General features: G+C 71.1%; 14 protein-coding genes and 1 rRNA gene. 2 read left to right on the plus strand and 13 right to left on the minus strand.

Features of this window, described 5'->3' with window-relative positions; translation table 11 throughout:
• Positions 1 to 284 precede the first annotated feature (284 nt).
• Together OG462_RS18125 and OG462_RS18130 are read right to left on the minus strand one after the other, a co-directional pair.
• A 16S ribosomal RNA gene (locus tag OG462_RS18125) occupies positions 285 to 1,810 on the minus strand.
• Between the two features lie 589 nt (positions 1,811 to 2,399).
• A complete protein-coding gene (locus tag OG462_RS18130) occupies positions 2,400 to 3,407 on the minus strand; it encodes a stage II sporulation protein M (protein ID WP_406058797.1) in 1,008 nt (335 codons plus the stop codon).
• Between the two features lie 119 nt (positions 3,408 to 3,526).
• Here OG462_RS18130 and OG462_RS18135 point away from each other — a divergent pair, with 119 nt between their 5' ends.
• On the plus strand, positions 3,527 to 4,453 hold the full coding sequence (locus tag OG462_RS18135) for an RDD family protein (protein ID WP_406058799.1): 927 nt from the start codon (positions 3,527 to 3,529) through the stop codon (positions 4,451 to 4,453).
• Between the two features lie 3 nt (positions 4,454 to 4,456).
• Here the strand turns inward: OG462_RS18135 and OG462_RS18140 are convergent, their stop codons facing one another.
• From OG462_RS18140 to OG462_RS18175, 8 genes are all read right to left on the minus strand, one after another.
• The gene (locus OG462_RS18140; protein ID WP_406058800.1) at positions 4,457 to 5,071 is read right to left on the minus strand and encodes a hypothetical protein; all 615 of its coding nucleotides are present in this window, start codon (positions 5,069 to 5,071) and stop codon (positions 4,457 to 4,459) included.
• Positions 5,072 to 5,223: 152 nt separating this feature from the next.
• Entirely contained in the window at positions 5,224 to 6,675 is a 1,452-nt protein-coding gene (ahcY, locus tag OG462_RS18145; RefSeq protein WP_406058802.1) for an adenosylhomocysteinase, read from the minus strand.
• 305 nt (positions 6,676 to 6,980) lie between these two features.
• On the minus strand, positions 6,981 to 7,946 hold the full coding sequence (locus OG462_RS18150; RefSeq protein ID WP_406058803.1) for a cation diffusion facilitator family transporter: 966 nt from the start codon (positions 7,944 to 7,946) through the stop codon (positions 6,981 to 6,983).
• Between the two features lie 66 nt (positions 7,947 to 8,012).
• Positions 8,013 to 9,164, minus strand: a complete 1,152-nt coding sequence (gene manA, locus OG462_RS18155; protein WP_406058804.1) for a mannose-6-phosphate isomerase, class I — start codon at positions 9,162 to 9,164, stop codon at positions 8,013 to 8,015.
• A 204-nt stretch (positions 9,165 to 9,368) separates the two neighbouring features.
• On the minus strand, positions 9,369 to 10,517 hold the full coding sequence (locus OG462_RS18160) for an SIS domain-containing protein (protein ID WP_406058805.1): 1,149 nt from the start codon (positions 10,515 to 10,517) through the stop codon (positions 9,369 to 9,371).
• A 1,151-nt stretch (positions 10,518 to 11,668) separates the two neighbouring features.
• Positions 11,669 to 11,848 (minus strand): Trm112 family protein, encoded by a 180-nt coding sequence (locus OG462_RS18165; RefSeq protein WP_073915537.1) that lies wholly within the window; start codon positions 11,846 to 11,848, stop codon positions 11,669 to 11,671.
• A gap of 94 nt (positions 11,849 to 11,942) precedes the next feature.
• Positions 11,943 to 13,307, minus strand: a complete 1,365-nt coding sequence (locus tag OG462_RS18170) for a phosphomannomutase/phosphoglucomutase (RefSeq protein WP_406058807.1) — start codon at positions 13,305 to 13,307, stop codon at positions 11,943 to 11,945.
• Positions 13,308 to 13,410: 103 nt separating this feature from the next.
• Entirely contained in the window at positions 13,411 to 13,845 is a 435-nt protein-coding gene (locus OG462_RS18175) for a DUF3499 domain-containing protein (protein ID WP_073820099.1), read from the minus strand.
• Positions 13,846 to 14,144: 299 nt separating this feature from the next.
• On the opposite strand from OG462_RS18175, the gene OG462_RS18180 reads away from it, so the two are divergent.
• A complete protein-coding gene (locus OG462_RS18180) occupies positions 14,145 to 14,600 on the plus strand; it encodes a metallopeptidase family protein (RefSeq protein ID WP_406066585.1) in 456 nt (151 codons plus the stop codon).
• A gap of 205 nt (positions 14,601 to 14,805) precedes the next feature.
• Here the strand turns inward: OG462_RS18180 and OG462_RS18185 are convergent, their stop codons facing one another.
• From OG462_RS18185 to OG462_RS18195, 3 genes are all read right to left on the minus strand, one after another.
• Entirely contained in the window at positions 14,806 to 16,341 is a 1,536-nt protein-coding gene (locus OG462_RS18185) for a DUF5719 family protein (protein ID WP_406058809.1), read from the minus strand.
• The gene (locus tag OG462_RS18190) at positions 16,338 to 20,078 is read right to left on the minus strand and encodes a glycosyltransferase family 2 protein (protein WP_406058811.1); all 3,741 of its coding nucleotides are present in this window, start codon (positions 20,076 to 20,078) and stop codon (positions 16,338 to 16,340) included. The genes OG462_RS18185 and OG462_RS18190 overlap by 4 nt, the downstream gene beginning before the upstream one ends.
• Positions 20,079 to 20,376: 298 nt before the next feature.
• On the minus strand, positions 20,377 to 20,643 hold the full coding sequence (locus OG462_RS18195) for a WhiB family transcriptional regulator (protein ID WP_406058812.1): 267 nt from the start codon (positions 20,641 to 20,643) through the stop codon (positions 20,377 to 20,379).
• Between the last annotated feature and the right edge of the window lie 124 nt (positions 20,644 to 20,767).

Below are 20,767 nucleotides of genomic sequence, written 5' to 3' on the forward strand. Positions count from 1 at the left end.
ATGCTCGCGTCCACTGTGTAGTTCTCAAGCAACGACCAGCCACCCATCACCCCACCCGACAAGCAGATGAGTTCACTGGGGCCGGCATCGCGAAGATACAAACCTTACGGCCGTACCCTCAGATACCCAACAACGTGCCAAGCACAGTCCGTTCCTCGATCCCGTTTTCCACGCCGAAGCAGTACTAACGATTTCTCGGAGAGAGACTGTGCCAACTAATCAACGTTCCACCCATGAGCTGACCGTGCAGAACATTTGCCTGCAATCGGTACTGTGCTCCTTAGAAAGGAGGTGATCCAGCCGCACCTTCCGGTACGGCTACCTTGTTACGACTTCGTCCCAATCGCCAGTCCCACCTTCGACAGCTCCCTCCCACAAGGGGTTGGGCCACCGGCTTCGGGTGTTACCGACTTTCGTGACGTGACGGGCGGTGTGTACAAGGCCCGGGAACGTATTCACCGCAGCAATGCTGATCTGCGATTACTAGCAACTCCGACTTCATGGGGTCGAGTTGCAGACCCCAATCCGAACTGAGACCGGCTTTTTGAGATTCGCTCCGCCTCGCGGCATCGCAGCTCTTTGTACCGGCCATTGTAGCACGTGTGCAGCCCAAGACATAAGGGGCATGATGACTTGACGTCGTCCCCACCTTCCTCCGAGTTGACCCCGGCGGTCTCCTGTGAGTCCCCATCACCCCGAAGGGCATGCTGGCAACACAGGACAAGGGTTGCGCTCGTTGCGGGACTTAACCCAACATCTCACGACACGAGCTGACGACAGCCATGCACCACCTGTATACCGACCACAAGGGGGGCACTATCTCTAATGCTTTCCGGTATATGTCAAGCCTTGGTAAGGTTCTTCGCGTTGCGTCGAATTAAGCCACATGCTCCGCTGCTTGTGCGGGCCCCCGTCAATTCCTTTGAGTTTTAGCCTTGCGGCCGTACTCCCCAGGCGGGGAACTTAATGCGTTAGCTGCGGCACCGACGACGTGGAATGTCGCCAACACCTAGTTCCCAACGTTTACGGCGTGGACTACCAGGGTATCTAATCCTGTTCGCTCCCCACGCTTTCGCTCCTCAGCGTCAGTAATGGCCCAGAGATCCGCCTTCGCCACCGGTGTTCCTCCTGATATCTGCGCATTTCACCGCTACACCAGGAATTCCGATCTCCCCTACCACACTCTAGCCTGCCCGTATCGGATGCAGACCCGGGGTTAAGCCCCGGGCTTTCACACCCGACGTGACAAGCCGCCTACGAGCTCTTTACGCCCAATAATTCCGGACAACGCTTGCGCCCTACGTATTACCGCGGCTGCTGGCACGTAGTTAGCCGGCGCTTCTTCTGCAGGTACCGTCACTTTCGCTTCTTCCCTGCTGAAAGAGGTTTACAACCCGAAGGCCGTCATCCCTCACGCGGCGTCGCTGCATCAGGCTTTCGCCCATTGTGCAATATTCCCCACTGCTGCCTCCCGTAGGAGTCTGGGCCGTGTCTCAGTCCCAGTGTGGCCGGTCGCCCTCTCAGGCCGGCTACCCGTCGTCGCCTTGGTAGGCCATTACCCCACCAACAAGCTGATAGGCCGCGGGCTCATCCTTCACCGCCGGAGCTTTTAACCAGCTTCCATGCGGAAGCCGGTGTTATCCGGTATTAGACCCCGTTTCCAGGGCTTGTCCCAGAGTGAAGGGCAGATTGCCCACGTGTTACTCACCCGTTCGCCACTAATCCACCCCGAAGGGCTTCATCGTTCGACTTGCATGTGTTAAGCACGCCGCCAGCGTTCGTCCTGAGCCAGGATCAAACTCTCCGTGAATGTTTACCCGTAATCGGGTGACACTCGCGTTGAGCGGGACAGCCAGGCCGGAATAAGGCCGACTGTCCACAGCGTCCTCGCTGTGTATGTTGCCTACCCGCCACAAGGGCCAGCAGGACTTTCAAAGGAACCTCGCCATCCGAAGATGGACGGGGTATCAACTAATCTGGCGTTGATTTTTGGCACGCTGTTGAGTTCTCAAGGAACGGACGCTTCCTTTGTACTCACCCTCTCGGGCTTTCCTCCGGGCTTCCCTTCGTTCTTGCGTTTCCGACTCTATCAGATCTTTCCGATCCGATTTCCTCGGTGCTTTCCGGTCCCTTTTGTTTTCACTCCGGGGGCCTTTCGGCGGTTCCGACTTTATCAGAATCATTTCGGCCGACCTAATCGGTGGCTTTCTTGATTCGAATGAGAATCGGGGTGACTCCGTGGAATCGAATTCCCGACCGGAGTGAGTGAGACTCTACTTGATTGCTGCCGAACTGTCCAGTTCCAGGCAACCGTTTGAATCTACCTCCCCACGACCACCATGTCAATGGTTTTTGTGGGCACCGGAGGACACTAGCAGGTCAGCGGGGCCGTACGCACATCAGGCGGCGGTGGGGAGCTCCGCGCTGCGGTCGGGTTCTTCGAGGTCGCCCTGGTCTCCGGCGCGGGCGGCTCGGCCGCCGAGGACGTAGACGTAGGCGAGGAAGACCAGCTCAGCAGCGATGCCGATGGTGATGCGGGCCCAGGTGGGCAGGCCGGACGGGGTGACGAAGCCTTCGATCAGGCCCGAGACGAAGAGGACCAGGGCCAGGCCGATGGCCATGCCGACGGCGGCTCGGCCGCGTTCCGCGAGGGCGGCGCGGCGGGTGGTGGGGCCCGGGTCGATGACCGTCCAGCCGAGGCGGAGGCCCGTGCCCGCGGCGACGAAGACCGCGGTCAGTTCGAGCAGGCCGTGGGGAAGGATCAGGCCCAGGAAGACGTCGAGACGGCCGGCGGACGACATCAGGCCGATGGCGACGCCCACGTTCAGCATGTTCAGGAAGAGGATCCAGAGCACCGGGATGCCCAGGAACGCGCCCAGGACCAGGCACATGGCCGCGGCCTGGGCGTTGTTCGTCCAGACCTGAGCGGCGAAGGAGGCCGCCGGGTGGCTGGAGTAGTACGTCTCGTACTGGCCGCCGGGGCGGGTCATCTCGCGGAGGTCCGTGGGGGCTCCGATCGCGGCCTGGACCTCCGGGTGCGTACCGATCCACCAGCCGATCAGGACGGCGAGCAGGGTGGAGAGGACGGCGGTGGGGACCCACCAGTGGCGGGAGCGGTAGACGGCAGCGGGGAATCCGGCCGTGAGGAAGCGGGCAGCGTCGCGCCAGGAGGAGCGGCGGGTGCCGGTGACGGCGGCGCGGGCGCGGGCCACGAGCTGGGTGAGCCGGGCGGTGAGCATGGGGTCCGGGGCGCTCGACTGGACGATCGAGAGGTGGGTGGCCGTGCGCTGGTACAGGGAGACGAGTTCGTCGGCCTCGGCGCCGGTGAGCTTGCCGCCCCGGCGCAGGAGGTGCTCGAGGCGCTCCCACTCGGCGCGGTGGGCGGTGACGTAGACGTCGAGGTCCATGATCGGCTGCTGCTCCAGGCATCGGCTGCGGACGGGTCCGTACTGCTGCGGCGCGCTGCGGGTCAGCTTGGCAGACTGGCGTTCGGAGGGGTCGGGAAGGGCGGAGAAGGGTGGGTGCCGTGAGTGGGTTGGTGACGGGGGACGCCGTCGTATTGGGGTTGCAGCCCGCGCGGCTGCCGAGTCGCGCGCTGGCGGTGCTCATCGACCTGGTGGTGGTGTGGGCCGCGTATCTGCTGGTCACGCTTGTGCTGGCGGTCGCCACCGCGTCGCTCGACGAGGCGGCGACCATGGCGATGTCCGTCGCTTCCTTCCTGCTGATCCTGGTGGGGGCGCCGATCGCGGTGGAGACGCTGTCCCACGGGCGGTCGCTGGGGAAGATGGCCTGCGGACTTCGTGTGGTGCGGGACGACGGCGGGCCGATCCGGTTCCGGCACGCCCTCGTGCGCGGGGCGATGGGGGTCGTCGAGATCCTGATGACCTTCGGGGTCGTCGCCTGTGTCGCGTCGCTCGTGTCGGAGCGGGGGCGGCGGCTCGGGGACGTCTTCGCGGGGACGCTGGTGGTGCGGGAGCGGATACCCGCCGCGCGGGTGCTTGCCGTGCCTCCGCCGCCGCCGTGGCTGGTGGGGCGTTTCGCCGGGCTCGATCTCTCGACGGTGCCCGAGGCCCTGTGGCTGGAGATACGGCAGTACCTCACGCGGGCGCGTGATCTGGATCCGGCCGTGGGGCGGCGGCTCGCGGAGCGGCTGGCCGACGAGCTGGTGGCACGGACGGGGACGCCTCCGCCGCCGGGGGTGCCCGCCGACGCGTATCTGGCGGGGGTGGTGGCCGAGCGGCAGGCGCGGGACGCCCGGCGGGCGTTCGGCTCTCCGGCGGGGGTGCGTGGGGCGATGGCGGGGGCGGCCGGATCTGCCGGGCCCGTGGGAGTGCCGACGCCGGCTGTCGCTCCGCCGGCCGCCCCCTCCCCCGTCGCGTCGCCGGTTGCTCCGCCTTCGGTCGGGGGCGAGGAGTCGCGGGCTCCCGCTACCGGGTTCGCTCCGCCCGCCTGATCGTCAGGGGAAGACCGACGGTGGGGTTTCCAGGGCTTCGAGTTCGATGCCGGGGGCTGCGAGGACCACGTCGCCGGCGATGTGGACGGTGTGCCGTTCGCCCGTGTCCAGGGCGCTGACCTGGTACTCGTCCACCATCAGGGGGCCGTTGTCAGTGGCGTGCGCTTCACTTCTCAGCAGGGCCCAGGACTGGTCGACCGTGAGGGGGGCGAGCACCGGGTCCGTGAGGGCGACGAGCCGGACACGGGTCTCGGGGGAATCGGGGGTGAGCCGCAGGAGTCGCGTGAGCGCGACGAGGAACGCCGGGGACGTGCCGGTGAAGGCGTGGGCGCGCACATTGCCTTCGGTGGCGTGGGTTCCGGTGGGGTCCGTGCGGACCCAGGTGACGCCGTCGAGGGCCGCGCCGCGGACCTGCCAGCCGGCGGCGTGGAGTTCGAGGCGGATGGGGCGGCCGAGTTCGTCGACGGCCAGGTCGACGGAGCCCTGGTGGTCGCCCGAGGGCGTGGTGATCTGCGAGACGTAGCGCCAGCCGGAGGGGCCGGGCGCGCAGTGGAAGTGTTCTTCACCGAGGGGGGTGTGGTCGTGCGGGTCATGGAGCGAATAGCGGCCGCGGGGCATGGATCGGTCCTCGGGAGGGGGCGCTTCCGGAAGCGGTGGCGGGGGCTGGACGGGGCAGGCCCCCCGGCACGGGGGTGCGGGGGGCCTGCCTGTTCCTCTACGGGTGTCCGGGGCGGCGTCGCGTCAGCGCGCGGGCGCCGCCGGCCGGGGCATCAGTAGCGGTAGTGGTCCGGCTTGAACGGGCCCTCGACGTCGACGCCGATGTACGCGGCCTGCTCGGGGCGGAGGGTCGTCAGCTTGACGCCGAGCGCGTCCAGGTGGAGGCGGGCGACCTTCTCGTCCAGGTGCTTCGGCAGGACGTAGACGTCGGTCGGGTACTCCTGCGGCTTCGTGAAGAGCTCGATCTGGGCCAGGGTCTGGTCCGCGAAGGAGTTCGACATCACGAAGGACGGGTGGCCGGTCGCGTTGCCGAGGTTCAGGAGACGGCCCTCGGAGAGGACGATCAGGACCTTGCCGTCGGGGAACTTCCAGGTGTGGACCTGCGGCTTGACCTCGTCCTTGACGATGCCCTCGATCTTGGCGAGGCCGGCCATGTCGATCTCGTTGTCGAAGTGACCGATGTTGCCGACGATGGCCTGGTGCTTCATCTTGGCCATGTCCCCGGCCATGATGATGTCCTTGTTGCCGGTCGTGGTGATGAAGATGTCGGCCGTCTCGACGACGTCGTCCAGGGTCGCGACCTGGTAGCCGTCCATCGCCGCCTGGAGGGCGCAGATGGGGTCGATCTCGGTGACGATGACGCGGGCGCCCTGGCCGCGGAGGGACTCGGCGCAGCCCTTGCCGACGTCGCCGTAGCCGAAGACGACCGCGGTCTTGCCGCCGATGAGGACGTCGGTGGCGCGGTTGATGCCGTCGATGAGCGAGTGGCGGCAGCCGTACTTGTTGTCGAACTTCGACTTCGTCACGGCGTCGTTCACGTTGATCGCCGGGAAGAGGAGGGAGCCGGCCTGCTGCATCTCGTACAGGCGGTGGACGCCGGTGGTGGTCTCCTCGGTGACGCCGCGGATCTCGGACGCCAGCTGGGTCCACTTCTGCGGGTTCTCGCCGAGGGTGCGGTTGAGGAGACGGAGGATGTAGCCGTACTCCTCGCTGTCCGCGGTGGCCGGGTCCGGGGCGGAGCCGGCCTTCTCGAACTCGACGCCCTTGTGGACGAGGAGGGTGGCGTCACCGCCGTCGTCGAGGATCATGTTCGGGCCGCCGGTGGGCGTGTTCGGCCAGGTGAGGGCCTGCTCGGTGCACCACCAGTACTCCTCCAGGGTCTCGCCCTTCCAGGCGAAGACCGGGACGCCCTGCGGGTTCTCCGGGGTGCCGTTCGGGCCGACGGCGATGGCCGCGGCGGCGTGGTCCTGGGTGGAGAAGATGTTGCAGGAGGCCCAGCGGACCTCGGCGCCGAGGGCGACCAGGGTCTCGATGAGGACGGCGGTCTGCACGGTCATGTGCAGGGAGCCGGTGACGCGGGCGCCGGCGAGCGGCTGCTGCTCGGCGTACTCGCGGCGGATCGACATCAGGCCGGGCATCTCGTGCTCGGCGAGGGTGATCTCCTTGCGGCCGAAGGTGGCCAGGGAGAGATCGGCGACCTTGAAGTCCTGGGCGACAGTCGTCATGACTGAGCTGCTCCTCGTGTGTTTCGGGTGCGAGGGTCGGTTGGGGCGCCGGGCACCACGAAGGCTCCGGGGCACACGAATGCCCGGGATTTCCCACGGTGCCGTCGTCGGAGGCCCTCTCTCCCTCGGCCGGTCCGCGAGGACCGCCCGACCGCCATCAGCAGCGACGTCTGGCTGGTCACGAATCTACACCGGACAGTGCGGCGAGCCACAGTCCACATCGGGCGGCGAGGCGTGGCCGAAAACCGCCGCACATGCACGAGGCCCCCGGGACCGTGGGGTCTCGGGGGCCTCGTGGAGTGGGGTCAGTGGCCGTTGCCGTCCAGGCTCTTGGCCGGATTGGTGCCGGTCGAGGCGGCCGTCTCGTTGTAGACGTCGGGCTCCAGGTAGATGACCCGGGCGATCGGGACGGCGGCGCGGATGCGTTCCTCGGCGGCGTTGATGGCGTGCGCGACGTCGGCGGCCGAGTCGTCGTGCTGGACGGCGATCTTGGCGGCGACGAGGAGCTCCTCCGGGCCGAGGTGGAGCGTACGCATGTGGATGAGGCGGGTGACGGTCTCGCCGTCGACGACCGCGGCCTCGATCTTCCTGACGTCGTCGATGCCGGCGGACTCGCCGAGCAGCAGCGACTTGGTCTCGGCGGCCAGCACGATCGCGATGACGATCAGCAGGATGCCGATGCAGAGGGTGCCGATGCCGTCCCAGATGCCGTCGCCGGTCAGCAGGGCGAGGCCGACGCCGCCGAGCGCGAGGATGAGGCCGACGAGCGCGCCGAGGTCCTCCAGGAGGACGACGGGCAGCTCGGGGGCCTTGGCGCGGCGGACGAACTGCGTCCAGGTGAGGCCGCCGCGGATGAGGTTCGACTCCTTGATGGCGGTGCGGAAGGAGAAGGACTCGGCGATGATCGCGAAGATCAGGACGCCGACCGGCCAGTACCAGGCCTCGATCGGGTGCGGGTGCTTGATCTTCTCGTAGCCCTCGTAGATGGCGAACATGCCACCGACGGAGAAGAGCACGATGGAGACGAGGAAGGCGTAGATGTACCGCTCGCGGCCGTAGCCGAAGGGGTGCTGCGGGGTCGCCTCGCGCTGCGCCTTCTTGCCGCCGAGGAGCAGCAGGCCCTGGTTGCCGGAGTCGGCGAGCGAGTGGACGCTCTCCGCGAGCATCGACGACGAACCACTGAAGAGGAACGCCACGAACTTGGCTACGGCGATCGCCAGGTTGGCGGCGAGTGCCGCCACGATCGCCTTGGTTCCGCCTGACGCGCTCATGGGTGTACGTGGTCCCTTCGTCGATGCACCGGCTGTGTCGCCGTGGTTCGGCCGGTCATTGTCGCATCAGGCCACGACGGTGGCGCGGAAGACCGTCCCCGTACCGGAGAGTTCGGTCCTCTCGCCCGCCGGCACGAAGACGGACTCGCCTGCGGCGAGCGTCACCTCGCCCGCCTTCGGGCGACCCGCGACAGCGAGCAGGATCTGCGGGGCCGGGCTGGTCAGGTCGGTCGGGGCAGCACCCTCGGGCCGTACGAAACGGGACAGACGGAACTCGTCGATCGGGGTGTCGTAGACCTCTTCCCCGGTCTCGGAGGCCTCGGGGCGCAGGACGGCCGGATCGGTCGGCTCGAAGCGGACCACGCGCAGGAGTTCGGGGACGTCGATGTGCTTGGGGGTGAGTCCGCAGCGCAACACGTTGTCGGAGTTGGCCATGATCTCGACGCCGAGGCCGGAGAGGTAGGCGTGCGGGACGCCCGCGCCCAGGTAGAGGGCCTCGCCGGGCTGGAGCACGACCCGGTTGAGGAGCATCGCGGCGATGACGCCGGGGTCGCTCGGGTAGTGGTGGGCGAGGCTCGCGTACGGGACGTGGGCGCCGCCGAGACGGTCCGCGGCGGCGGCGGCCTCCGCGACGGTGTGCGCCATCTCCTCCGGGTCGGCGGTCAGCAGCGCCGTCAGGACCTCGCGGAGCGCGGCCTCTTCGGGGTGGGCGTGGAGCAGGTCGACGTACGGCTTGAGCGAGTCGACGCCGAGCGCGGCAAGGAGGTCCGCGGCCTCGGCGGGGGCGCGGAAACCGCACAGACCCTCGAAGGGGGTGAGCGCGCAGATCAGCTCGGGCTTGTGGTTGGCGTCCTTGTACGTGCGGTGCGCGGCGTCGATCGGGATGTCGGCGGCCTCCTCGGCCGCGTACCCCGCCCGCGCCTGGGCCAGGTCGGGGTGGGCCTGGAGGGAGAGCGGGGCGCCGGCGGCGAGCACCTTCAGCAGGAACGGCAGCCGCGGTCCGAACTTCTCGACGGAACGCTGCCCCAGTTCGCGTACGGGATCGGCGGCGATCAGCTCGTTCAGCGAGCCGCGCTCGGTGCGGGAAGGCGCGCCGGGGTGGGCGCCCATCCACATCTCGGCCTGGGGCTCGCCGGTCGGAGCGACTCCGAGCAGCTCCGGGATGGCCGTCGTGGATCCCCAGGCGTAGGGGCGAACGGTGTTGACGAGGCGGTCCATGGTGCCTGCCAGCTCCTCGGGATGGTGACGGATGGTGAGGGGTGTCGGGAGACAGGTGACAGGGGGCGGGTGACGGGTGGGTTACGGGGTGATGGACGGGTGGATGGGTGGGGTGGGGCGTGAGGGGTGGGGCGTGAGGGGTGGGCGTGTGGGGTGGGGGTTGCTCGGTGGTTGTTGGGTGGGGGCGCGCTTTGTGCGGCTCGGTCAGAGGGCCGTGCGGCCCGGGGTGGCCAGGGAGAGATAGACAGCCGCGAAGTCGGTCACCGCGAGCAGTTCCGCCAGTGTCTCCAGGTCATCACCTTCCTCCGGTTCCAGCTCGCTGATGGCCGTCTCATGGCTGAGTGCCAGTTCGCGGGCCGCGTGTGCGGCGGTGAGGCCGTCCGACGGGCGGTCCCTCAGCAGGACGACCCTGGCCCGGAGAGCCTGCGGCTCGTCCACCCGGTCCCGGAAGAAGTCGTCCGGGTCGGCACCCGCCGCATAGTCACCCGCGAGCAGGACGCCATGGGCCGGCAGAGCCTCCGGCAGCTCGGCCGCCAGCGCCGGCAACCCCGCCAGCTCGGCGAGGACCGCGGCGAAACGGCGGCCCGCCGGGCCCGCGGCCGCGCCCTCCGTCCAGATCAGCGGCAGCGTGTCCGCGAGCTCGGCGGCGAGCGTCTTCGCCGGGTTGCTGTACGTGGCGATGGCCGGGCCACAGCGCTCAGCCGTACGGTCCAGACGGTCGGCGACCTTCTCCAGAGCCTCGGGCGGGGCCTCCAGAAGACCGACCCGGTCGAGAAGCATGAGCAGCGGGGTGAACAGGGCCCAGAGAGTGCCCGGGCTGGCCGCGATGTTCTCGGCGTACTCGTTCGGCGTCTCGTTCGGGGCGATGGCCATCGGGACGAACAGACCCCGTGAACCACTGACGGCCTCGGCGAGCGGCGAGGCCTTCGGGGCCACGGCGACGACGGTGATACCGCGGCGGTACGCCTGCTCGGCGAGGAGGGCGAGGCCCGGTTCGGAGCCGTCCGTCGTCGGCAGCAGCAAGAGGTCCACGGAGCCCGCCCAGCCGGGCAGCGCCCAGCGCAGGGCGCCCGCGGCGGGGGCGACGCCGGTCGGCTGAAGGCGTACGACGGGAGCCGAAGCTCCTGCCAGGGCGCCGATCAGGTCCGCGACGGCCGCGGCAGCGGTGCCCGGACCGGCGACCAGTACGGCGCGGGGGCGGCCCTCGGGGCGGAGGTCCGCGATGCCGGCCTCGGCGGCGTGCCGGGCCGCCGTCCTTACCCGGGCTCCGGCTTCGGCGGCGCCGCGGAGAAGACCGCGGCGGTCCGCCAGGGCGAGGTCGTCCGGGGCGTCGAGGAGGGTCTCGTCGAGCATGGGGCGGGTGCCTCCGGTCGCGGTCGTCGTCGCGGGCCCCTGCGGGGGGCTTGGGGGGTGGCTCTTGGTGCGGGTGCTGTTGGTGCGGGTGCTTTTAGTGCGGGTGCTTTTAGTGCGGGTGCTTTTAGTGCGGGTGCTGTTGGTGCGGGCACCTTCAATGGTGCGCGGCTTGGGGTGCGGGTGCGGGGTGGTGTGGGGCTTGGGGTGCGGGTGCGGGTGCGGGTGCGGGTGCGGGGTGGTGTGGGGCTTGGGGTGCGCCCGGCCTTCGGCCGTGCTTGTCGGTTCCCACCCGCACCACCCGTGCAGGTGGGATGACAGAGGTGCGGGGCTTCCCGTGGGGGGTGCTCGCCGTTGGCGGCGGACCCTTCGGGGAGGGGCGGGTCGGGTCGGGTCGGACAGGGTGGGAAGGGGGGCGGGGGCGGTCGGGGAGCTGCGTCGCGCGCGTCGCACCCGCGGTCGGAACCCGTGCAGTGTGACGCGAGTACCGAGCCTGGTCTGTGTGGGCTGGAACCCGTACTGCAAATCGCGGCGTGGCCAGGCGTAGAACGGAGCCCGTGCCGTACTGCGCGGCGCGGAGCAGATCCGTGCCATGCGGCGTGAGCCAGCACGCGTGCTGCCCGGCGCGGAACAGACCCATGCCGTGCGGCGTGAGCCAGCACCCTTGCTGCCCGGCGCGGAACAGACCCATGCCATGTGACGCGGGCCAGCACCCTTGCTGCCCGGCGCGGAACAACCCGTGCCGAGCTCCGCGGCGCGGTCCCTGCCAGGTGGCGCGGGCCGGCGCCCTTGCCGTGCGGCGCGGAACAGACCCTTGTCGTGCTGCGCGGGCCGGCACCCGTGACGTACCGGACGGTCCCGGCGCGGGACGGTCCGTGCTGCACTGCGGCGCGGGCCGGCACTCGTGTTGCGCGGCTCCCCTGCGGCGCTGTGCCGCCCTGGCTGTCGGACTGCTGGCACCGGCCCTCCCTGTCGCCGTCAGGCGGCTCGGTGCTGCCTTCGGGCGGTTGCTGTCGCCCTCCAGTGGCTCCGTACTGCCTTCGGGCGGTTGCCGTTGCTCCCCGGTGTGACCCGCCTGCCGTCGGCGTTCGTGCTGCCTCCTGCCGGTGGAGGGGCCCTGGGCGTCGTCGCCTGCGGGGCCCCGGCTCGCCGGGTTACGGGCGGCGGGCCTCGTCCGTCAGGAGGACCGGGATGTTGTCTCGGACCGGGTAGGCGAGGCCGCAGTCCGGGCTCGTGCAGATGAGTTCGGGGGTCTCGTCCGCCGTGCGGTCGTTCAGTGGAGCGTGGCACGCGGGGCAGGCCAGGATCTCCAGGAGGCCGGCTTCGAGCGGCATGGGGTGTCCCTTCGAACAAGCGGTTTCGGGCCAGGTCAGCCTACCGCCGGGGGACGGGGGGTGCCCCGTCCCCCGGCGGTGGGTGGCAGGCGGGTCAGGCCGTGGCGCGGACCAGGGCCAGGACCTCGTCGCGGATCTTGGCCATCGTCGTCTCGTCGCGGGCCTCGACGTTCAGGCGGAGCAGCGGCTCCGTGTTGGAGGCGCGGAGGTTGAACCACCAGTCCTGCGCCGTCACGGTCAGGCCGTCGAGGTCGTCGAGGGTCACGCCTTCACCCTCGTACGCCGCCTTGACCTTCGCCGCGCTTGCCTTCTGGTCCGCGACCGTCGAGTTGATCTCGCCCGATGACGCGTAGCGGTCGTACGCCGCGACCAGGGCGGACAGGGTGCCCTCCTGGCCGCCCAGGGCCGCCAGGACGTGGAGCGCGGCCAGCATGCCCGTGTCCGCGTTCCAGAAGTCCTTGAAGTAGTAGTGCGCCGAGTGCTCGCCGCCGAAGATCGCGCCGGTCTTCGCCATCTCCTCCTTGATGAAGGAGTGCCCGACGCGCGTACGGACCGGCTCGCCGCCCTTCTCGCGGACGACCTCCGGCACCGACCACGAGGTGATCAGGTTGTGGATGATCGTTCCGCCGGGGTGCTTCGCGAGCTCGCGGGCCGCGACGAGGGCCGTGATCGCCGACGGCGAGACCGGCTCGCCGCGCTCGTCGACGACGAAGCAGCGGTCGGCGTCGCCGTCGAAGGCCAGACCGAGGTCGGCGCCCTCGGCCAGGACACGGGCCTGGAGGTCGACGATGTTCTTCGGGTCCAGCGGGTTCGCCTCGTGGTTCGGGAACGTGCCGTCCAGCTCGAAGTACATCGGGACCACGTCCAGCGGCAGGCCCTCGAAGACCGTGGGGACCGTGTGGCCGCCCATGCCGTTGCCCGCGTCCACCACGACCTTGAGGGGGCGGATCGTCGTCAGGTCCACCAGGGACTTCAGGTACGTCGCGTAGTCCGTGAGGGTGTCTCGGTGCGTGACCGTGCCCGGGGTCGGGGCGGCCTCCGGCGCGCCGGTCTCCGACCAGCGTTCCGCCAGCTCGCGGATCTCCGCCAGGCCCGTGTCCTGGCCCACCGGGGCCGCGCCCGCGCGGCACATCTTGATGCCGTTGTACTGGGCCGGGTTGTGCGAGGCGGTGAACATCGCGCCGGGCAGGTCGAAGCTGCCGGAGGCGAAGTACAGCTGATCGGTGGAGCAGAGTCCGATCAGGGTGACGTCGGCGCCGAGGCGGGCCGCGCCGCGCGCGAAGGCGTCCGCCAGGCCGGGCGACGAGGGGCGCATGTCGTGGCCGATGACGATCGCGTCCGCGTCCGTCACTCGTACGAAGGCGGCGCCGAAGAGCTCGGCGAGCGTCTCGTCCCACTGGTCGGGTACCACTCCGCGGACGTCGTACGCCTTCACGATCTGCGACAGATCGACAGTCACGGATCCACCCTCCTGAGTTCTCGGCACGCGTGTGCGGCGCGTGTACGGAACGCCAAAACTACCCGGAGCGGGGAGGGGGTACGCGGACGGTGGCCGGTTGCGCTCAGTTGTCGGGGGACCGCAGCACCCTCAGGTGCCCTCGGCGCCCGACTTCCATGGGGTCGCCGCCGCGTCCTCCGCCGCCCTTGCCGCCGGCGCCGGCCGCGCGTTCCTGGGGGCGGGCCGCCTCCCGAACCGCGTTGGCCAGGGCTTCGAGGTCGTCGCCGCTGGGGCGGGGCGGGGCGGAACCGTCGGTCAGCCGCACGACCTCCCACCCTCGCGGGGCGGTGAGGCGCTCGCTGTGCTCGGCGCACAGGTCGTAGCAGTGGGGCTCGGCGTAGGTGGCGAGCGGGCCGAGGACCGCAGTCGAGTCGGCATAGACGTACGTCAGTGTCGCGACGGCAGGGCGGCCGCACGCAGTGCGCGAACAGCGACGTACAGGGCTCACGACGTTGGACGGTACCGCACTCTTGAGCGGGCCGCGACGACTCTCCCTCAGGTCACTCCACCGTGTCGCGCTGTGACCTCCGCCACCCCCCTTCGGGTGGCGGCTGCTCTGACCTGCGCGGGAGGGGGCACAAGGGGGTGGCGTCCGGAGTCGATCCGGACAGTCCTGGGTACAGATCCGGTCAACCGCGGCCAGATGGCCGATCGCGAGGGGCTGTCGAATCGGGCGGACGGTTGGCCGGAATGTTCAGGTTTCGACATGGGGTGGGCTGGTGGGGCCGGGGCACCCGGGAAGGTGGCGAGGGTGCGCCACGGTGCGCGGACACCGATGAGGGTTACGCTGCGTCAGTGATGGACAGTCCTGTGCCGCCGAGCCCCCCGCACCACTCCACGGAGCCCCCCGCGGAGCCTCGGGTGCGCCGCCGCGACCGGCACGGCCGCGGGATGCGGGGACCGGTCGCCCCGCCGCAGGTGCCGCTCTCCTCGAGCCGGGCCGACACGTTCCGCGATCTCGTCCTCGACTCGGTGGAGCGTCTGGAGCGGCGCTGGCCGCAGCTCGCCGACGTCGAGTTCCTCGTGATGGAGGTGCCGCCGTCCGTGTCGGGCGAGACGGTGCCGCTGGGCGGCTCCGCGCCCGCCGAGAAGAACGATCCCGCCCGCGTGGTCGTCTACCGGCGGCCCGTCGAGATCCGGTCGAAGAACCGGGACGAGCGGGCGCTCCTCGTCCACGAGGTGGTCGTGGAGCAGGTCGCCGAGCTGCTCGGGCTCTCCCCCGAGTCCGTCGATCCCCGGTACGGGCAGGACTGACCCTCGACCGGATCACCCGACACCCCTCGGAGGGTCTCTGCCGGCCCTCGGAGCGTCCCCCTCGGCCTTCGGAGGGTCTCCCCCGGCCTTCGGAGGGGCGCCCGCGGTCCCTCGGAGGATCACCCCCGGCGCTCGAAGGATCGCCCCCGAAGGATTGATTCCTTCGTACGGGCGGGGTCGGTCCCCCGCCCGTGACCCCAGGCTCCTAGTCCAGGACCCCCAGGTCCTGGCGGGCCCACGGGACCTCGACCGTGCCCCGGTCGTCGACGAAGGTCTGGACCGTGAACATCGGAGTGCCGTCCAACGGCAGCGCCAGCGTCCGGGACGCGTAGACCTTGCCGCCCGAGACCGGTTCGACGGTCAGCGCGTAGGAGCCCTTGAGGCCCTCGGGGACCAGGTCGCTGAGGGCCTTCGTCGTGCCCGCCTTGACCGCGACCGTCTTCGAGACCGGCGTCCCCGCGCCGGAACCGGCCGAGGCCGTGACCTTGACCTGGGCGTCGGCGCCGACGGCGGTCAGGGCGAGCGTCGTGCCCTTGGCCCGGTTGTCGGCGATCGTCGCGCGCGCGGAGATCGCCCCGGTCGCCGGCACGAAGGCGACCTCGGTGTTCTCACCCTTGCCGCGGACCACCCGGAGGGCGGCCACCACCGGGGTGGGCTTCTTCGGGTCGCTCGGGGTGAGCATCAGCGAGCCCACCTCGCCGCGGGTGAGGTCGGGCAGTTCGACGGAGGCCGTCATCCCGGACTTCACGTGCAGGGAGCCGGCGCTCGCGGGGACGATCGTGCCGTTCTGGGTGACCAGCTGGATCTTCAGGTCGGCGTCGTCCTCGCCCGGGACGAAGGCCACCAGGCGTACGGAGGTGGCGTCGGCCGGGATGCCGGGGAGCAGGGCGGTGCTCGCCGGGTCGGCCGAGGCCGCGATCCAGTCGCTGCCGAGCTTCTCGTCGGCGGAGCCGATGGCCGCGCCGACGCGTCCGCTGCGGGTGGTGACGTGGACGGTGACGGACTCCTTGGCGGCTTCGCCCGTGAGGGTGGAGAGCAGGACGGGGACCGTGGAGCGGGCGGGGACCGGGATGCCCTCGGTGAACTGGGACTTGAGGACGCCCTCGGGGCCGTACAGCTCGATGTCGGCGACGGCGGCCGTGTCGTCCGGGTTGGTGAGGTGGACGTAGTCCTGGCGTTCCTTGGCGGTGGAGGCCGCGGGGAACCAGAAGTCGGTGTCCGGGGCGCCGCAGCTGAGGCCGAGGAGGCCGCGGGCGCCGCCCGCCGGGACGACGGTGGTCTGCTGGACGGTCCAACCGGGGGCGAGGGTGCCGGTCGCCGAGCCGGTGAGGGCGGGTACGGCGGGGCCGTCCGCCTCGGCGGTGACGGGCTTGCCGGGGGCGGTGACGGTGGCCGGGGCCTTGGGGGGCTTCTTGCCGCCCTTGGTGGCGCCGCCGGCGGTCGTCGTGCTCGCGGCGGTGCGCAGCTGGGCGGTGGGGGCGGAGGACTTCCCGGCCGTGCCCGAGCCGCTCTTCGCCGTGTCCGTACCGCCGCTGGTCGGGGTGTACGAGGTGTAGAGGGTCTCGGCCAGCTCGGAGGTGCTGGGCATCGGGCAGGCCAGGCCGGCGCGCTCGACCGGCAGCCGGGTGGCCGCCTTGACCTCGGGAGCGGCTGCGCCGTCCGGGGTGGTGAGGGCGGCGAAGCCGGTGACGGCGGCCAGCGCCGTGGCGCCCGCGATCAGGGAGAGGGTCGTGCGCTTCACTGGTTGCTGCTCCCGTCGGGACGCTGCTCGGTCTCGTGGCCCTGGGGGTGCCCGTAGCCGTAGTTGTACGGGTCGTACTGCTGCGGGTCGTACTGCTGTTGCGGGTCGTACTGCTGCTGCTCGTACTGCTGCGGGTCGTAGCCCTGCTCGGCGTACGGCTGCTGGTCGTACTGCTGCGGCTGCTGCTGGTCGTAGCCCTGCTGGGGGTACGCGTACGGCTGCTGCTGGTACGGGTCGGCCGCGTACTCCTGGTAGTAGCCCTGGTCGGCGTAGGCCTGGGGCTGGGGCTGCTCCTGGTGGCCGCCCTGGGGCTGCTCCTGCGCCTGGGCGTAGGCGGGGTCGTAGCCGCCGCCGTGTTCCTGGGGCTCGTACGCCTGCTGCTCGGGGATCGGGGCCGGTGCCGCTTCCGGTGCGGGGCCGGTCTCGGCGGCTTCGGCGGCCTCGGCCTCCGCGTCCGCCGCGGCGCGCAGCCGGCGGGCCCGGCGGCCGTCGCCCTCGGTCGCCTGGGCGGGGATCGCGAGCTCCTCCTCGGGCAGGTCGTCGTCGATCTCGCGGCGGCGTCCGGGCAGGGCGAGGACGAGCAGGACGACGGCGAGGCCGACCTGGGCCCAGATCCACGCGCTGTGCGTGAGCGGCTGGTCGTACGTGACGTCGAGGCGGCCGCCCTGGGCGGGGAGTTCGAAGCCCTGGGCCCAGCCGTCGACGGTGGTGCGCGTCAGCTCCTTGCCGTCGAGGGTGGCGGTCCAGCCCTCGTCGGCGCGGTCGGCGAGGCGCAGGACGCGGCCCGTGGGGCCGGCCGGGATCTCGGTGTGCGCCTCGACGGGGCCGGCGGCGACGGCGACCGGTGCCGAGTCCTTCGCGGCGTCGGCCGGCTTCGCCGTCGCCCCGTCCGTCGTCCCCTCCGCGGCCTTCGCGGCCGGCGGGACGATCATGACGCGGGCGATCTCGCGGTCCACGCGCCAGAGCGCGCTGCCGTCGAGCTGGCTGAGGCGGCTGAGCCCGGGGGTGGAGTCGAGGACGCGGCTCATCTGGCGCGGTGCCCCGTCCCGTACCAGGACGTAGCGGATCGCGTAGCCGCTGAGCTGCTGGGTCTGGTCGGCGCCGGAGCCCGCGACCAGGTGGGCGACGACGTCGTCGAGGCGGGGGTCGTCCTCGGCTCCCGCGGTGAGTTCGGCGTCGCCGAGGCGCGCACCGGAGCCGCGGACCAGGGTGTACGTGACCTCGCCGGGCGAGGTGCCGCCGAGGACGAGGGTGCGGGGCTGGTCGCGGGTGCCGGACTCCTCGGCGACGAACGCCGGGACCTGGACCGGGTCGCGTCGGGTCAGCGGGCCGTCGGCGCCGTCGATCATCCAGCCGGCGGCGGCGACGGCGGGACCGAGGGCGCAGCCGAGGGCGATGAGCGCGGCGACGGGCTGGCGCCAGCCGAAGCCGTGGGCGGCGACGCGGGTGCGGCCCCCCTCGGCGCCGATCATGCCGGCGGCGATGAGGGCGGCGCCGTAGACGAGGGTGGCGGGTCCGGCCCAGCCGGTGCCGCCCGCGCCGTTGGAGAGGACTGCGAAGAGGAGTCCGGCGAGGCCGGCGGCCCAGGCGGCGCGGACCGCGAGCTGCCGCTCCTCGCGCAGCAGTCCGGCCAGGCCGGCGAGGACGAGGCCGGCCAGGAGGAGGCCGCCGGTGGTGCCGGGGCCGCCCGGGCTGGTGCCGAGCAGGTCGAGCGCGGTGGCCGTGCCCGTACGGATGTCGAGGCCGGCCTCGCGCAGGAACGCGGCCGGGTCGGTGAGCAGGGTCAGCGACCAGGGCGCGAGGACGAGGAGCGGGGTGCCGACGGCGGCCAGGAAGCGCAGCCCGTAGGCGGTGATGTCGGAGCGGCGTACGACGAGCACGCCGAGGCCGAGGAGGACGGCGAGCGGCCAGACGACCGGGGTGAACGCGGTCGTGAAGGTCAGCAGGAAGGTGTACGCCCAGGTGGCGCGCCAGCTGCCCCGGTCCGGCCGGTTGAAGCCGTGGGCGGCGACGGCGGCGCGGGCGGTCAGCGGCAGCAGGATCGCGAGGACGGCGGTGCCGAGCCGGCCGGTGGCGAGGGCCCCGGTGGCGGCGGGCAGGAACGCGTACGCGATGGCGCCCCACGCGCGCAGGAGCCGGGACTCGACGATGCCGCGGGCGGCGAAGTACGCGGTGAAGCCGGCGAGCGGGACCGAGCAGACGAGCAGCAGGGTCAGCGCGGTGGAGGTGGAGCCGAGGAAGAGCGCGGAGAGTGCGGCGAGGACCGCCAGGTACGGCGGGGCGGTCTGGGTGCCGCCGGTGCCGAGGGCGTGCCAGCCGTCGGCGTACCGCGACCAGAGTTCGGAGACGGTATCGGGCGCGGGCAGCAGGGTTCCGCCGGCGAGGGAGCCGCCGGCGAAGAGGTTGCGGCAGGCGACCAGGGAGATGAGGAGCAGGAGGGCGAAGAGGACCGGGCCGGGCTTGCGGGCGATCTTCTTGAGCCGCGCGAACTGCTCGATCTCCAGGTAGTCGGCGTCGTCTCCGCCGGGTCCCGACTCGGCGACGCCGTGGCGGGAGCCGCCGGATTCGGCCTCGGAGCCGCCGAAGTTGGCGGTGAGCTGTTCGACGGCGGCGCGCACGGTGGCGCCGGGCGGCGGGAACAGCGGGCGGAGTTCGCTCGCCGGAACGACGGGGTTCTTGCGGCGCTTGCGGGCGGCGAGGATCTTCTCGGGGCGCAGCAGCGTGGCGAGCAGGCCCATGACCTCGTCGACGGCCTGACCGGGGACCTTGCCGACGAGATAGGCGAGGGTGCGGAGCAGGGTGCTGACGACGAGCCGTGCGAAGACGTACGGGAGGGCGGCGCCGCGGGTGTTGACGAGGAGGGTGTAGACGGCGCCGGCCTTGTCGACGCGGTGCGGGTTGGCCGCGGTGCGGCCGGCGCAGTCGACGGTGCGGCGCTCGCGGGCGGAGGCCTCGGCGTGCCGGAGGATGGCGTCGGGGGCGATGAGGACGCGGTGGCCGGCGGAGTGGGCGCGCCAGCACAGGTCGACGTCGTCGCGCATGAGGGGCAGTCGTCGGTCGAAGCCGCCGAGCTCCTCGAAGACGTCGCGGCGGACGAGCATGCCGGCGGTGGAGACGGAGAGGACGGAGCGGACCTGGTCGTGCTGGCCCTGGTCCTGCTCGCGGCGGTCGAGTCCGGTCCAGCGGCGGCCGCTGCGGGCGATGGAGACGCCGGTCTCCAGGAGCTGCTTCCTGTCGTACCAGCCGCGCAGCTTGGGGCCGATGACGGCGGCGTCCGCGTCGGAGTCGGCGACGCGCAGGAGTTCGGCGAGGGCGCCGGGCTCGGGTGCGCAGTCGTCGTGGAGCAGCCAGAGCCACTGGACCGGTTCGCCGTGCGGGAGTTCGGGGAGGTCGTAGGCCTCGTCGTTCCAGCTGCGGCTGACCGGGTCCCAGCCGCTGGGGCGCTTCAGATAGGCCAGGTCCTCGGGTCCGAGCACGGGCGCGGTGCGGGCGGCCTCCTCGACGGCGGCGCCGAAGCCGGTGCGGCGCGCGAGGTGCAGGACGCGGTCCGTGCCGATGGCGTCGGCGAGGAGCTGCGCCGAGTCGTCGGCGCTGCCGGTGTCGGCGGCGACCACGTTCTGCACGGGGCGTTCCTGGGCGAGCAGCCCGGCGAGGGCGTCCGGCAGCCAGCGGGCGCCGTCGTGGGTGACGAGCACGGCGGTGACGACGTGTCGCGGAAACTCAGGAGTTGAGGACATCGAGCTACGGGCCCTCCGGCCGGGGTCGCCCGCGGGGGGCGTGGGGAGCGTCTCGGACGGAGGCCCACACTAACGGCTGCACGCGGAGCGGTCCGCCGCCCTGTGGACAGAGCGGGAGGAAGGGGCCTGCCGCCTGCGGACGGAGGGGGCGGGGCGGTTCCGGGGCGCTTTCACACGGAATACGCAGAACGGTCCGCCATCTGTGGGTGAACCACAGGGGGCGGACCGTTCGTCTTGTCCTCGGGTGCGCGCCGTGGCGCGCGGGGCCCGGCAGGTTTCGGGCCTCGCCTGCGGCGGCTCAGACGGCGGCCTTCTTCAGGCGGCGTCGCTCGCGCTCGGAGAGGCCGCCCCAGATGCCGAACCGCTCGTCGTTCTGCAGGGCGTATTCGAGGCATTCGGAGCGGACCTCGCAGGCGAGGCAGACCTTCTTGGCCTCTCGGGTCGAGCCGCCCTTCTCGGGGAAGAAGGACTCGGGATCGGTCTGGGCGCACAGCGCGCGCTCCTGCCAGCCGAGTTCTTCGTCCGCCGCGTCCTCGACCAGCAGTTCCTGGAACAACTCGGTCATGTGCGCCCCTCGTCTGTTCTGTGCGTCCCCGTGGTGTTGCCGTTGCGAACCCGGCCGAACGACACGAGTGAAATTACAAGTTCGTGCTCTGCGCGAGTCAAGCCGAGATCTGCTATTGGGCCTC

Origin of the sequence: Streptomyces sp. NBC_01077, assembly GCF_045162855.1 — a bacterium.
Taxonomy (GTDB): Bacteria; Actinomycetota; Actinomycetes; order Streptomycetales; family Streptomycetaceae; genus Streptomyces.